Here is a 13,550-nt window from a genome sequence, read left to right as displayed (position 1 = left end):
ACGGTGTGGCGCTGGTGCTGGACGACGCTGACGGGCGGGTCACGCCTTCTTGCGGCGCCGAGCACCGCCGCGCTGCCGCAGCTGCACTCCGGACTCGGTGAGCACCCGGTGGATGAACCCGTAGGATCGGCCGGTCGAGGCCGCGAGAGCGCGGATGCTCTCCCCCCCGGTGTACCGCTTGACCAGGTCCTTGGCGAGCGTCTGACGCTCGGCTCCGACGATCCGGCGACCCTTCTCAGTGCTGGTGGCTGTGCCAGTGGCTGCCATGCTGTGTCCTCACGTCCCAGACTGTGCGGTTCGGATACGGTCCCACCTATTAGACCGCCTCGAACGATCATGCGCCAGATATCAACTATTCGCCAACCGACACGCTGTGCAATGTCAGCTTCCCGATAGGTGACGCCGCCCGCCGTCTCGGCGTGTCCCGCGCCCGGCGGGCCCTTCCCCACCCCCGTCAGGCCAGCTCGACCAGTTCGAGCAGGTCGTCGCTCCAGGCGTCCTCGTCGCCGTCGGGCAACAGGATCGCCCGGTCCGGCTTGAGCGCGAGGACCGCACCCGGGTCGTGGGTGACCAGCACGATCGCGCCCGGGTAGCGGGCGATGGCGTCGAGTACCTGCTCCCGGCTGACCGGGTCGAGGTTGTTCGTCGGCTCGTCGAGCAGCAGCACGTTGGCCCCCGAACAGACCAGGGTGGCCAGGGCCAGCCGGGTCTTCTCCCCACCGGAGAGAACCCCGGCCGGCTTGTCCACGTCCTCGCCGGAGAAGAGGAACGCGCCGAGGATCTTCCGCAGCTCGGTGTCGGTCTGCTCGATCGACGCGGCCCGCATGTTCTCCAGCACGGTCCGTTCGATATCCAGCGTCTCGTGCTCCTGAGCGTAGTAGCCCAGTCGCAGTCCGTGACCGGGTCGCACCTCGCCGGTGTCCGCCTCCAGCAGGCCGCCGAGCATCCGCAGCAGGGTGGTCTTGCCCGCGCCGTTGAGCCCGAGGATGGCGACCCGGGAGCCCCGGTCCACCGCCACGTTCACGTCGGTGAAGATCTCCAACGAACCGTACGACTTGGAGAGGCCGGCCGCGGTCAGCGGGGTCTTGCCGCACGGCGCCGGTGCCGGGAAGCGCACCTTGGCCACCTTGTCGGCGACGCGTACCTCCTCCAGGCCCGACATCAGCCGCTCGGCCCGGCGGGCCATGTTCTGCGCGGCGACCGTCTTGGTGGCCTTGGCCCGCATCTTGTCGGCCTGCGCCATCAGCGCGCCGGCCTTCTTCTCGGCGTTGGCCCGCTCCCGACGGCGGCGCCGCTCGTCGGTCTCCCGCGCCTCCAGGTACGCCTTCCACCCCAGGTTGTACATGTCGACGACCGAACGGGTGGCATCGAGGAACCAGACCTTGTTGACCACCGACTCCAGCAGGTCACCGTCGTGGGAGATCACCACCAGCCCGCCCTTGTGGTTGGCGAGGAAGCCGCGCAGCCAGGTGATCGAGTCGGCATCGAGGTGGTTGGTGGGCTCGTCGAGCAGCAGGATCCCACCGCCGTTCTCCCCCGCGTCGCGGAACAGGATCCGGGCCAGCTCGATGCGGCGGCGCTGGCCGCCGGAGAGGGTGCCGATGGTCTGCGCCAGCGCCCGATCGGGCAGCCCCAGGTTGGCGCAGATACGGGCCGCCTCGGCCTCGGCCGCGTACCCGCCGAGCGCGGCGAACTGGTCCTCCAGCGCGCCGTAGCGGCGGACCAGGCGCTCGTCGCCGCCGTCGGCGAGCTGGGCCTCCAGCTCCTGCATGCCGGCCATCAGGGTGTCCAGGCCACGGGCGGAGAGCACCCGGTCCCGGCCGGTGACGTCCAGATCGCCGGTACGCGGATCCTGCGGCAGGTAGCCGACGGCGCTACGCCGGTCGATCTTCCCGGCGTACGGCTGACCCTCCCCGGCGAGAACCTTCAGCGTGGTGGTCTTGCCGGCGCCGTTGCGGCCGACCAGGCCGATCCGGTCACCCGGCTGCACCCGCAGCGTGGTGTCGGACAGCAGGATCCGGGCGCCGGCGCGCAGTTCCAGGCCGCTGGCAGTGATCATGTCGGGGTACTCGCTCTCGGGATCCGGAGGGCTGACTCAGGGCACACGAAAGCGCCGGCGGATCCTGGTGACCCGTCGGCGCGGGGCGTTCAGCCTTCGCAGAGCAGCACGAGGGCAAGTGTACCGGGCGTCGGCTGGCGCTCACCGCGGATTACCGACCAAGATCGTCGGGTACCGGGTGGCGGTCCGGACCGGCGTCCTCATCGATGGCCGGCCCGGCCGCGCCACCATCACAACTGATCACCGACCGATCGGGGTCATCATGGAGCTGAACGAGAACGCACGGATCGACACCAGCCAGGTGGAGGACCGGCGAGGATCCGGCGGAGGCGGCGGGCTGGGCATCCCCATCCCGATCGGCGGCGGTCGCGGCGGCATCGTCGGCATCGTCATCGCCGTGCTGGTGGCCCTGGTCGGCGGCGGGTTCGGCCTGAACGCCATGACCGGCGGTGACGAGCAGGGCGACAACACCGCGCTGGAGCAGCGGTGCACCAGCCAGGACGCGCTGGACCAGCTCGACTGCCGCAACACCCTCTTCGTCAACTCGATCCAGGCGTACTGGCGGACCGCCCTGCCCGAGGCGCTCGGCGAGCAGTACCGCCCGACCCGGACTGTCTTCTTCCGGCAGGCCGTGAACACCGCCTGCGGCCAGGCGGACTCCGGCGTCGGTCCGTTCTACTGCCCGGCCGACTCGCTGGTCTACATCGACCTCTCCTTCTACGAGGTGCTCGCCGAGCAGCTTGGCGCCAGCGGTGAGTTCGCCCAGCCGTACGTGCTGGCCCACGAGTACGGTCACCACGTGCAGAACCTGCTCGGCACCAACGAACAGGTCCGCCGCCAGCAGCAGCGCGACCCGGGCAACGCCAACGACCTGTCGGTACGCATGGAGTTGCAGGCCGACTGCTACGCCGGAGCCTGGGCGAAGAACGCGACCGGCACGGCCGACGACAGCGGCCAGAAGATCTTCACCAGCATCACCGAGCGGGACATCGCCGAGGCCATCGACGCCGCCGAGAAGATCGGCGACGACGCCATCTCCGAGCGCGCGAACCGCCCGGTGAACCCGGACGAGTTCACCCACGGCTCCTCCGAGCAGCGCAAGCGGTGGTTCAACCGGGGTTACGAGACCGGCGACCCCGCCTCCTGCGACACCTTCAGCGGCGCGGTCTGAGGCGTCAGCGAGGGCGGGCATGCGATGTGAGGTTGTCGGACGTCGCCCGGCAACCTCACGTCGTCAGGTGACGTTGGACGGTGGCAGCGAGCCGGGCCAGCTCGGCCGCGCGGTACCACACGACGGGGGCGCTCGGCGGGTACCGTCCAAGGTGGTGGTCCGCCGGTTGTAGCGGTCGGCGGGGCCGCCGCCCAGACCGCTACCTGGGGAGCACCGATGCCGCCGCGCGCACAGACGATCGTCGACCCTCGGTTCGGTGCCGAGCTGCGCCGCCACCGCGAGACCCGGGGCATGTCGCTGCGACAGCTCGCCGCCGCGGTCAACCACGGCAAGAGTCTCATCCACCAGTTGGAGACCGGGCAGACGCGGCCGGCCGTCGAGGTGGCATCACGGCTGGACGAGGCGCTTGGTGCCGGTGGTGCGCTCGCCGCCCTGGTCGCCGACATTCCCGACGGCGGTGACCGGGCCGCCTACGTCGCCGAGCATCCGAGGCATGTCGACCTGGCCGCCGTGGGTGCCCTCGACCAGGTGCTTGCTGGGTACCGCCGGCTGGAGGACTCCATCGGCGCGGCGAGCGTTACGGGGCCGGTGCGCGCCCAGCTCGACACCGTGGTGTCGTTGCTGCGGGAGGCTCGTCACCAGGTGCGGCCGGCCGTGGTCGACGTCGCCGCGCAGTGGGCGCAGTTCGCCGGCTGGTTGGGCATCGCCAACGGCGACGACCGCGCCGCCCGTGTCTGGCTGGGCCGTAGCTTGCAGTGGGCCACGGAGGCCGGCAACGCCGACCTGACCGCCACCGTGCTGTCGTTTCAGGGCCACCGGGCCGAAGGACGCGGCGACCTGCCGGAGATGATCGGCCTGTCCCGGGCGGCCCGCCGCGATCCGCACGCCAACGCTGCCCTACGCGCCTACTGCGCCGGGCAGGAGGCGCGGGGCCTGGCCATGGCCGGTGCCAGCCCGGCCGAGGTGGCGGAGCGGCTGGCGGAGGCCGCCGACGTGGCCGCCGAGGCGGTGGCGGGGACGCTGCCGGCGTGGGGCTACTGGTACAACCGGGCGTTCTTCGCCGTGCAGCAGGGCATCGTGTGGCGGTACCTGGGCGCCCAAGACAGCGACGCGAACGATCGGGCGATCGAGTTGCTGAGCGCCGGTACGGCCGGGGCGGAGACCGACGGCGCCGACTGGCACGGCCGGCACCTGGTTCACCTCGCGGTCGCGCACGGGCAGGCCGGTGACGGCATGACCGCCCGGCAGGTACTGGAGCGTGCCCGGTCGATCGCGGTGTCGACGTCGTCGCGGCGCCTGACCGAGCAGGTCGACGCGGCTGTCCGCGACCTGGGGCTGTCCGTGACGCCGTAGCGGACGTCGCGCCTCTGACCTGGGCACACACCGTCATCGCACGATGCTTGTGGGTGGTGGCGGTACGCCCCCGTGTACCGCCGCCACTCGCCCGGACCCCTGGCGGAGGTGGTGGAGATGAGCAGGTGGCGCAGGTTCTGGCAGCAACTGTGGCGGCGTCCCGTCCCGCCGGCCGGTGGCGGGCAGCGGTGGGGGCGCGACGAACAGGCCGCCGCCCGCCAGCGTCTGCTCGACCAGGCACGGCGCGACAGCCGGTGGCCGGCATGACCGAACGCCCCATCAGCTACCGGGAGGCTATGGCCACAGAGGCGATCCGGATCGGCCGAGCTGTTGACGCCCTGCCCGCCCGGCTGGACGACCAGCACATGCCGCTGCGGCCCGGCTGGACGTGCGACACGTGCAATGGAGACGCGCCGTGGCCCTGCCCACCGGCGCGGGTCCGGTTGGCCGAGTGCTACGGCCGCGACCGGATCGGGCTGTCGATGTACCTGGGCGCGCTGCTCACGGCCGCGCTGGCTGACCTGCCGCACGATGATCCGGGCGAGTTGACGACCCGGTTCGTGGCGTGGACGCGGTGCGTCTGCGGGACGCAGTAGTCGCAGCGTGCGCAACATACGCTTCCGTGTGCGCGGATCCGATGTGCTCATATGTCCCGCGAGCCCCGCCGCTGGGAGTGTGCGATTTGCACCGTACGTGCGGACGCCGTCTTCACGTCCGCACGTACGCCACGGCCTAACACGATAGACCCGACCCGTTTGGAGCGTGTCTCAGGTGGTGAGTTTGAGATAGCGCTTGTGGCAGGTCAGGGCCGGGGACCTGTACGTGTCGGTCAAGGCTAACCAGCCGACCTTGTACGCCCAGCTCAAACGGCTGCCGTGGGCGCAGGTGCCGGTCGGGGACCAACATTGCGGGCTCTTCGAATTTGGGCGGGGTGGCGGTGCGGGTGCGGAGGCGCTGGTTTCGGGGTTGCGGGAGCCGTAAGCGTCTCGGGCGATGGTCTTGATCACGCGGTTGGTTCCTTCTGAGCCGGCGTTGGTGGTTCCGGTGGTCAGGAACGCGAGGATCTGCGGCCACCAGGTCTCGATCGGTGGCGAGGCGGTGCAGTTCGGGCAGGTCGCTGGCGGCGCATCGGGTGTAGAAGCGGTGCACTGACAGACCCCCGGCGGCATCGGCTTTCCTCATGCTCAGCAGGCCGTCCGGATCACCCGCACCCGCACTGTGGCCGGCAAGCGAACGCGGGAAACGGTCTGTCTGGTGGCGTCCCTGCCCGCCACCCACGCCCAGCCCGCTGACCTGCAGCAATGGGCCCGGCTGGAATGGCATATCGAGAACCGGCTGCACTGGGTCCGCGATATGACCTTCGGCGAGAACACCCACCGGACCCGTACCGGCACCGGACCCGCCGTCGCAGCCGTCCTACGCAACACCGCCATCGGATTCCACCGCGGCAACGGCGAAACCAACATCGCCCGAGCCACCCGACGCGCCAACCGCCGCCCCCACGACCTCATCACCACCGTGACCAGCAGCTACCCCACTACGCAATGGCCCTGGGGTGTGGTCCTTCTCGGTGTCATGTTGTCTCAGCAACTCCATGATCACCGATGGACCGCACCCGTCCTACGTCACCCTCCAATCAGGCCTGTGACACCGCAAACGCCCAGGTCAGAAACACCCTCAGACGGCTACGCAAAGCCCCTGGCCGGGGGACACCCTCACCGAACTCGCCGCCGGCCGTCCCTGGCTACCCACCGACGCAGCGACTACCTGACCAGTCACTCAACCCTTTGCTCGGAAAATGCTCGATGGCTACACTCGACAACATGAACCACGGCGAATTGCGTCAACATATCTTGATTGTACGTTTCTTGGCGGCGGCTCTCCTCGTAATATTCCTCGCACTCGGCGTAGTGCTCGCCCTGGCGATCGGCCCTGGCATAGGATGGAACTCAGGAGTTCTTGTCGGGTTCGTCGTCAGCGCAGCATTGACGATTCCGGCCTACATCGCGGCCGGCCCCATCGCAAGGCGAGTAAGCAAGTCGATCGTCACGAGGTTCTACACGATCGCACTCATCCGACTTGCGAGTGCAATCCTGGTCGCGCAGTTCGGCACGTTCTTCGCCTTCGCACTCAATGCCGGAATCACTCCCTTCCTACTTGGCGCCGGAACCGCAACCATCCTGTTATTTCTAGCCCTGGCGCCTCGCCAGACCGCTACAACCGGGTAACAGCCGACAAGGCCGGCAGGCGTGACGCGGTCCGTCGCCACCGGGTGCCCACGCCGTTTCCATTCGGCGTGGGCACCTGGTGCTCACCAGAATCGTAGGTCGACTGCGTCACCCAATACCAGCGCGTCGAACTCTGATTGCTTGAGCCCCCAGTCGGTGTGGGCGATGTAGCGCATTGGCAGGGTGACCAGCAGTCCGACCACGATGTAGCAGAGCGCCAGGACCCAGCCGCCCGCCACGAGAAAGACCATGGCCAGCACGATCGCAACCGGGAAAAGGCGAAGCCACCAAATGGTCAGACGGTAGAGGGGCATCCGCCTAGCGCCAGGCGGAAGTGAATCCTTGAGCTGGTCGTCGGCCGACACACTAACATCCCATCTCTGTCAATCGAGGGCTATCGCCGTAGGACCGATACTGCCGCACGTGCGAAGGCATTGGGCACAGACCCACCCGCGCCACGCATCAGCGCGTTCCGAGCCGCATTGGTCCCCCGAGCACTCGTGAAGTCGCCGTCGAGTATCTTCCAGGAGCCCATCCCGCCCAAGAAAAGGCTCTTGCCTGGACCCGCTGTCATCGCCACGCCATGCCAATTTCCGCCATCAACCTTCGCGCCGGTCAAGTAACAACCTCCCACGTTCACCGCGGCGCAGACCTGAGCATATCCATTATCCTTCATCTCGGAGGGAGGGACTGACGTTAGACCACTCGTGTAACCCACACCTCCCCAACCTAGTCCGCCAACCTCCAGGTACAGCCCTTCCTCATTACCGGTCACTCCCCAGCAGAGAATCCCACACACGGACCACGTGTTGAACGAACTCATAGAAGACTTCTGCGGCGCCACTGCGGCGGGCTTGGGTCGTTCCGCCCGCTCCCCCATCAGCTTGGCCACCTTCCCCGGCGAGCGGCCGCCGACAGCGCAGGGCGAGCAACCGACAGGCGCCGTTCTTTTCGTTGGCTTCGTTTCTGACTTGCTTGGGCTTAGCGACTTTCCGGAGACCCTTACCTGATTCTTTCCGGAGGGAGTTTTGTGACGAAGCCGCGCTGGCCGTCGCCGTGGCTGCCCTCTTCGAAGTAGAGGCCGGTCGGGTCGCTGTAGGTGGCTGGGGAGTTGTTGCTGTAGGCGTACCCATGTATTTGCTGCGGGTCCGCGAGGTCCATGATGGGGTCGACGCTGATAAACCGGCCGATGAATGGATCGTATTCTCGGGCGCCTATATGGGTGAGGCCGGTGGGGTCGGTGGTGCCGCCGACGAAGCCTTTGTCCATAGTGGTGGGCCAGGTTCCGGTGCCGGTGCCGCGGGTGTCGCCGTAGGGCAGGGTGCGGCGTTTGGCGACGGCCAGAGTGGTGGCGTTGATGGTCGCCTCGGCGGTGCCGTGGTGGTCGCCGATGATCCAGTGCAGGCTGTTGCTGGTGCGTACGGCGACTGCGGTGCCGGCGTGGCTGTAGTAGCGGGTGGCGGTCGTGGCGGTGGTGGAGGTGTAGCGGACCTCCAGACCACCGGGCAGGTAGAGAGTCTTGCCGGTGGCGTCGGTTCGGGTCAGTCGGTTGCCGTCGGCATCGTAGCGGAAGCTGGTGGTGGCACCGCCTTCGGTGACGCTGTCGACGCGTCCCTCCGGGTTCCACGCCAGGGTTTGGGTGGTACCGCTTGTGGTCGGCCGGGTGATGGTGTTGCCGGCGTTGTCGTAGCCGTAGGTGCGGCTCCACGAGACGCCGCCGGTGGCGGTGACGTTGGTGACCGCGTGCGGCCGGGCCGACCCTGCCGGCGGATGGGTGTAGGTGTAGACGGTGTTGGTCGCCGCGTACCGGGTCTCGGTCAGCCGGTTACCGGTGACGTCGAAGGTCCAGGAGTGCCAGTACGGCGCCGGGCCACCGAGCCCGCCAACGGTCGGACTCGCGGCGCAATCACCCGAGTTGGGTGTCCAGGCCCGGGTCAGTCGCCGCAGATAGTCGTAGCTGTAGCACTGGTTATCTGCGGTCTGTCCCTGCGGCTGTTCCTTGAGCCTGGTGACGTTGCCGGCAGGGTCGTAGTCGTAGGTCCAGTTCGCCGCCTCCGGCTTCAGCTCCGGCACCACGTTGGTGCCTTTCAGGCGGCGAGTGGGCTCGTCGAAGTCGGAAGTGACCGCCACCCGGTAGCCGTACTCGCCGAACTCCCGCCCGGTCAGCTGGCCCAGTTTGTTGTAGGTGACCGCTCCGACGTAGATCTGTGCTGCGGAGAGCAGGCTGCCGGAGTCGTCGACGTCGTTGTAGCCGACGATCAGCCGCTCCGATGGCAGGTCGGCCGCAGCCGGGAGGTTGATCTGGTGGACCTTGCCGTTGACCCGGTAGCTGGTGGTCGTGGTGTAGGTGCAGGGGTTCGGCGCTGCTGCTGCGCACAGCTGCGACTCCGACGACGGCACCACCACCGACGCGGACGTGGGACGGCCGTACGGGTCGAAGGCGTCCGTCCGGTTGATCCATGCCTGTCCGCCGACGTAGCGGGTCGCGGAGGTGAGCTTGCCCTTGCCGTTGGGCAGGGTGTCGTAGGCCCACTCGGCCCGCTTCGCCCCGGTGGGGCTGCCGTCGCGCAGGCTGGTCTTACGACCCAACTCGTCGTAGGTGTAGGCGAGAGTCGCGGTCCCCGTGCCCAGCGGTGCCGTGGTCGTGAGCACGTTACCCGCCGCATCGTACGTGGAGGTCGTCGTTCCCTTGTCCGGATCGACCGATCCGATCTCCCTGCTGCGCAGGTCGTAGCTGTACGACCAGGTGTTGCCGGCCGGGTCCCGCACGGTCTTCTGCTGCCCGAGCAGCGTGTAGGTGTACTGCGTCTCGTCGTACTTGGACGGGTCGGTCGAGCCCACGTCAGCGCGGTTCTTGTACTGCCACAGCCTCGTGACCTGGCCCTTAGCGTCGAAGACGGAGGTGGTGGCAGTGCCGCCAACGGGGGGCGTGGTGTGAGTGCGGTCCCCGCCGTAGCTGGTCGTGGTCCGCCACTTCTCCGCCCCGAGCGCCTTGAGAACCTCCACGGTCTGCCGGCCGGCCCCGTCGTACACGTTCTGGGTGATCGACGGGATCTGTCCCTGCGGCGTGCCCAGCGTCGTCGATGGTGCGGCATTGGTGGTGTCGTAGTAGGGGGCGGATGTCCACTCCACCTCACCGCGGGCGTTGTGAAACGTCTCGGTCAACAGCCTTCCGCCGCCAGTGGCCTGGGTCTGGGTCTGCCGGGACCGAAGGAAGCCGTCGAAGAGTTCGACCGACTTGCGGTACGCGCTGCCGGTAACCAGGAGCGTTTCGGTGGTGACCGCGGTCGGCCCACCGCTGTTGCGCACCAGATAGTTGATCTTCATGTGCGGCGTCTGGTTGGCCTTGTTCCGTCCTGGCTGCCACACGTTGGTGAGTCGGCCCAGCCCGTCGTACGTCTGGTCGGTCACCGCCCCGTTCGGGTCGGTGACCTTCGACGGCAGGTCCCACGCCGGTTCCCGATCGGTGGTCGTCGCCTGGCCGAGAGCATTCGTCAGCACGGTCTGGGTCACCAGCCCGCCGTTGCTCGTGGTGTAACTGGTGGCCGTGGTATAACCCCGGGCGTCGGTCGTCGAGGTGACCCGACCGTTGGCGTCGTAGGCATTCGACGCGGTGCGGACGTAGACCGGGGTGGAGCCGCTGAAGCGGTCCAGGTCCTCGGTGCGGACGACGTTGCCCCGGGTGGGGGCGTCGCCGAACGAGGAGTCGTTGGTGTAGCTGTCGTAGAAGGCCCGTGTCCGTTTCAGGACCGTGGTCGGGTTCGCCGGTGCCGCCGCGGCTGCACACGTGCCGGAGAGCACTTCGGTCTGGCTGACCCGGTCGAGCATCCACGTAGTCGCGTTACGGGCATAGCTGATCCGCGTGCAGGTTTCGTCCCCTGTGACGTTTTCGTCGCCGACATCGTCCACTTCCTGGGGGAAGCCGTCCGAGTTGTAGGCCGTCGCGGTCTTGGTGGTGCGGAAGCCGCCGGCTGCGAGCGCGGTGCGGGTGAGGGTCGAGGCGGTGTCGACCTTCCACGCGTTGGTGGTCACTCCGTTACGCGTGCGGGTGGCGGTCGGACCCAACCTCCAAGGTTCGTTCACCGTGGAGGACACCTCGGCACCAATGACGCCGCTGCTACTGGTGCCGTTGTAGGTGATTTCCTGCCGGAGGAAGCCTTGGAGTGCTTCGTGGTCGGTGATCGATCCGCCCCAGGTATCCGGCACCTGCACGGTGCGGGTGCCGGTGGGTTGTTTGTCGCCGTGCATGCCGCGTAGGTAGCGGTACTCGACGGCGGTCTGCACGCCGCTGGTCGGGTCGCCCTGGCGGACCCGTACGCGGCCGTAGCCGCGCCAGTCGCCCCAGGTGCGGTGCTTGTCCTTGGTCAACTCGTCGGTGTTGTATGCCCAGGCCGGGTTGTCGAGGTAGTCGTAGAAGGTGGTCTGGTTGGGTTGGTCGGTGACGAGGTCGTCCTGGTCGATGCGGGTCACCACGTACTTGTGGAACCAGTCGAGTGTCGGGTCGCCGCTGCCGGGCCAGGAGAAGTACGCCGGCATGCACCGTTTGGTGTTCGAGTGCGGCGTCGGCAGGCTGCCGCGCGTGCAGTCGTGGCCCGAGTAGGTGATCAGGATGTCCCCGCCGGACTCGGTACGGATCTGCTTGATCCGCCACCGGTTCAACTCGGTGCGCTGGTCTGACGGCCCGTCGACCCGGTTGGCCAGCGGTTCGGCTCCGGGGTTGAAGGCGATCTCCGGGTCGGAGACAGCGACACCACCGGCGGTGGTGACGTGCCCGGTGCGGGTGACCCCGCGCAGCCACATCGGGGTGCCTTCACCGGTGCCGGCGTTGATGAACTCCTGCCGCAACGCCCACGACTCCACATCCCGGTACGACGAGGTGCCGTTGCGCAGCTGCGCGGTGACCTTCGTCAGCCGCCGGGCCGACCAGAACGTCGGCGCGTTCAGCTCGGTGCAGGGAGACGCCTTGCAGTACTGGTCCCACGGCGTGTCCGGCCAGGAGGCCGGTCTCGGGTCCGACGTCCAGGCGGTGCCCGTCCAGCAGTTCGACAGGCAACGTTCCTTGGTCTCGAACATGACCCGCAGCGGTGCGGCCGCGCTGTACTCGGAGCCCCTGCGCATGCCGTACTCGATGCGGTCCAGGTAGCCGCCCCGGTCGTAGGTGGTGCGCTGGGTCGGTGTCATGTTCCGCCCGTACGCCCCGGTCTCCTTCTTGTAGAAGTACGCCAGGGAGTTGTTGTTCGGGTCGACTACGTAGTCCAGGTTCCACCTCCAGCCCTGATCACAGTGGGCGTTGGCGAACGTCGAGTCGTAGCACGGCTCGCCGGAGTTGTTGCCATACACCGGGGCCGTCCACGTCGAGTCGGTCACCGGATCACCGGAGGACCAGCCTGGCAGCCGGTGGTAACCGAAGTAGTACTGCACCCCGTCGGTGGTGGTCATCTTCCAGTACTCGTTGTCGTTGTCCCCGTTGCCGCGAGCCGAGTCGGTGAGTCGCTCGATCTTGGTGCCGTCGTCGTTCTTCAGCCGCCACACCGCACCGTCGCGGATCAGCTCACCCGCCCGGCCGTTCATCGACAGCGTGGCGTTGTCGTTGAACCAGCACAGGTCACCGGTCTTGTGGCCGGGGTTGTCGTCCGCGCAGGACGCGTAACGCCGTTCGATGAAGCCTGGCCAGGATGCCCAGCCGTCGCCGACCCAGCCGCCCTGGTTGTTCGACATCGCGGTCAACCCGTCCACACTGCCCGACGAATAGGCGAGGCTCACTGTCGGCTCGGGACCACCCAACCCCGGGGGCATCCGCATCTCGTACGACCAGGAGAAGTCACCGCTCTGGGTCGACACGTCCCAGGTCCCGGCCGGCGACAGGTCGGTGGCCTTGTAGTCACCGTTGTCGCCACCCGAGTCCGCCTGCACGGCCAGCAGCGTCACTGCCTCATCCGACAGACCTACCTGCGCCGACACCGTCGACGCTTGCAGGTCGTTCACCGTCGGCACGGGTGTAGACGTCTGGCACTCCGCCAGTTGTGGCGTGCTCAGCGCGCACGCCGGCCGCTGCACCAGTCGCAGTCGCGACGCCCAGTCACCACCGAACGCGTGCGCGAACCCTGAGTAGTCCACCCCGACCGCAACCCGACCGACGCCCGGCTTGCCGTCCGAGCGGCCCAGGCTCAACAGCACGCCCTGCACACCCGCCCGCGCCGTGGCCGCCCGGTCGAACACCCGCACCGATACCGCTTCCGGCCCGGTTACGCCCCGCGCACCCAAGCCCTCCGGCTCCACCGCGGACACCGTCACCGGCAGATCACCGGCCCTGTGCGCACCGGCCACGGTGGGGCGGGCCGCCGCCGCGCCCGCCTGCGGCCAGGTCACCGGACGAGGGCCCCGCACTGCCCATGACTCGGGAAAGGACGCCGCGCGAGCGGCTTCCGGCTTCGCGTCGGTCACCCGCAGCCCGGCAACATCCTTCGGCTTCGGCGGCTCCCACGTCGGCGCCGCCTCGGCAGCCGACGGCTGGTCGAACAACGTCACCGCCAACACCACCGCCAACGGCGCGGACAACCACCGCCACCGACGCCCGACGCCGGGCTCTGCTGTCATCCGCCGCAGCGGACCATCGACCTCAACCCTCATAGCGCTGCTCCCCTATGCATGCTCTTAGCGACGAACCGGACGTGGAACGTGACGAGCCGACAACACGTGCGTTCAGGACTCCGGGCAGCCTCGCCGACGTGGGCCGTCG

General features: G+C 68.3%; 10 protein-coding genes. 5 read left to right on the top strand and 5 right to left on the bottom strand.

Annotation, left to right across the window (positions count from 1 at the left end; all coding sequences use genetic code 11):
* Positions 1–39 precede the first annotated feature (39 nt).
* Both O7615_RS23005 and O7615_RS23000 read right to left on the bottom strand, forming a co-directional pair.
* On the bottom strand, positions 40–267 hold the full coding sequence (locus tag O7615_RS23005; protein WP_007072022.1) for a helix-turn-helix domain-containing protein: 228 nt from the start codon (positions 265–267) through the stop codon (positions 40–42).
* 187 nt (positions 268–454) lie between these two features.
* The gene (locus O7615_RS23000; protein ID WP_278179867.1) at positions 455–2,059 is read right to left on the bottom strand and encodes an ABC-F family ATP-binding cassette domain-containing protein; all 1,605 of its coding nucleotides are present in this window, start codon (positions 2,057–2,059) and stop codon (positions 455–457) included.
* Between the two features lie 262 nt (positions 2,060–2,321).
* Here O7615_RS23000 and O7615_RS22995 point away from each other — a divergent pair, with 262 nt between their 5' ends.
* The 4 genes from O7615_RS22995 to O7615_RS22980 all read left to right on the top strand — a co-directional run bounded on the left by O7615_RS22995 (position 2,322) and on the right by O7615_RS22980 (position 5,179).
* Positions 2,322–3,230, top strand: coding sequence for a neutral zinc metallopeptidase (locus tag O7615_RS22995; protein WP_278179866.1), 909 nt, complete (start codon positions 2,322–2,324; stop codon positions 3,228–3,230).
* A 216-nt stretch (positions 3,231–3,446) separates the two neighbouring features.
* The gene (locus O7615_RS22990) at positions 3,447–4,583 is read left to right on the top strand and encodes a helix-turn-helix transcriptional regulator (protein ID WP_278179865.1); all 1,137 of its coding nucleotides are present in this window, start codon (positions 3,447–3,449) and stop codon (positions 4,581–4,583) included.
* Positions 4,584–4,700: 117 nt separating this feature from the next.
* Positions 4,701–4,850 carry a hypothetical protein gene (locus O7615_RS22985; protein ID WP_278179864.1) on the top strand — a complete coding sequence of 50 codons (150 nt, stop codon included), beginning with the start codon at positions 4,701–4,703 and terminating at the stop codon, positions 4,848–4,850.
* Complete coding sequence (locus O7615_RS22980; protein WP_278179863.1) at positions 4,847–5,179, top strand: hypothetical protein; 333 nt, start codon at positions 4,847–4,849, stop codon at positions 5,177–5,179. The genes O7615_RS22985 and O7615_RS22980 overlap by 4 nt, the downstream gene beginning before the upstream one ends.
* A gap of 171 nt (positions 5,180–5,350) precedes the next feature.
* Here the strand turns inward: O7615_RS22980 and O7615_RS22975 are convergent, their stop codons facing one another.
* Positions 5,351–5,752, bottom strand: coding sequence for a transposase (locus O7615_RS22975; RefSeq protein WP_347405097.1), 402 nt, complete (start codon positions 5,750–5,752; stop codon positions 5,351–5,353).
* Between the two features lie 654 nt (positions 5,753–6,406).
* On the opposite strand from O7615_RS22975, the gene O7615_RS22965 reads away from it, so the two are divergent.
* Positions 6,407–6,811, top strand: coding sequence for a hypothetical protein (locus tag O7615_RS22965; protein WP_278179862.1), 405 nt, complete (start codon positions 6,407–6,409; stop codon positions 6,809–6,811).
* An 83-nt stretch (positions 6,812–6,894) separates the two neighbouring features.
* On the opposite strand, the gene O7615_RS22960 is transcribed toward O7615_RS22965, so the two are convergent.
* Both O7615_RS22960 and O7615_RS22955 read right to left on the bottom strand, forming a co-directional pair.
* Positions 6,895–7,176: a hypothetical protein gene (locus O7615_RS22960; RefSeq protein ID WP_278179861.1), complete on the bottom strand. Its 282-nt coding sequence runs from the start codon at positions 7,174–7,176 to the stop codon at positions 6,895–6,897.
* 637 nt (positions 7,177–7,813) lie between these two features.
* Positions 7,814–13,408 carry an RHS repeat-associated core domain-containing protein gene (locus O7615_RS22955; protein ID WP_278179860.1) on the bottom strand — a complete coding sequence of 1,865 codons (5,595 nt, stop codon included), beginning with the start codon at positions 13,406–13,408 and terminating at the stop codon, positions 7,814–7,816.
* Positions 13,409–13,550: the final 142 nt, after the last annotated feature.

This window comes from Micromonospora sp. WMMD1082 (assembly GCF_029626175.1).
Classification (GTDB): Bacteria; Actinomycetota; Actinomycetes; order Mycobacteriales; family Micromonosporaceae; genus Micromonospora.
The sequence above is the reverse complement of the archived record's forward strand: the minus strand, read 5'-3'. Positions and strand labels throughout refer to the sequence as shown.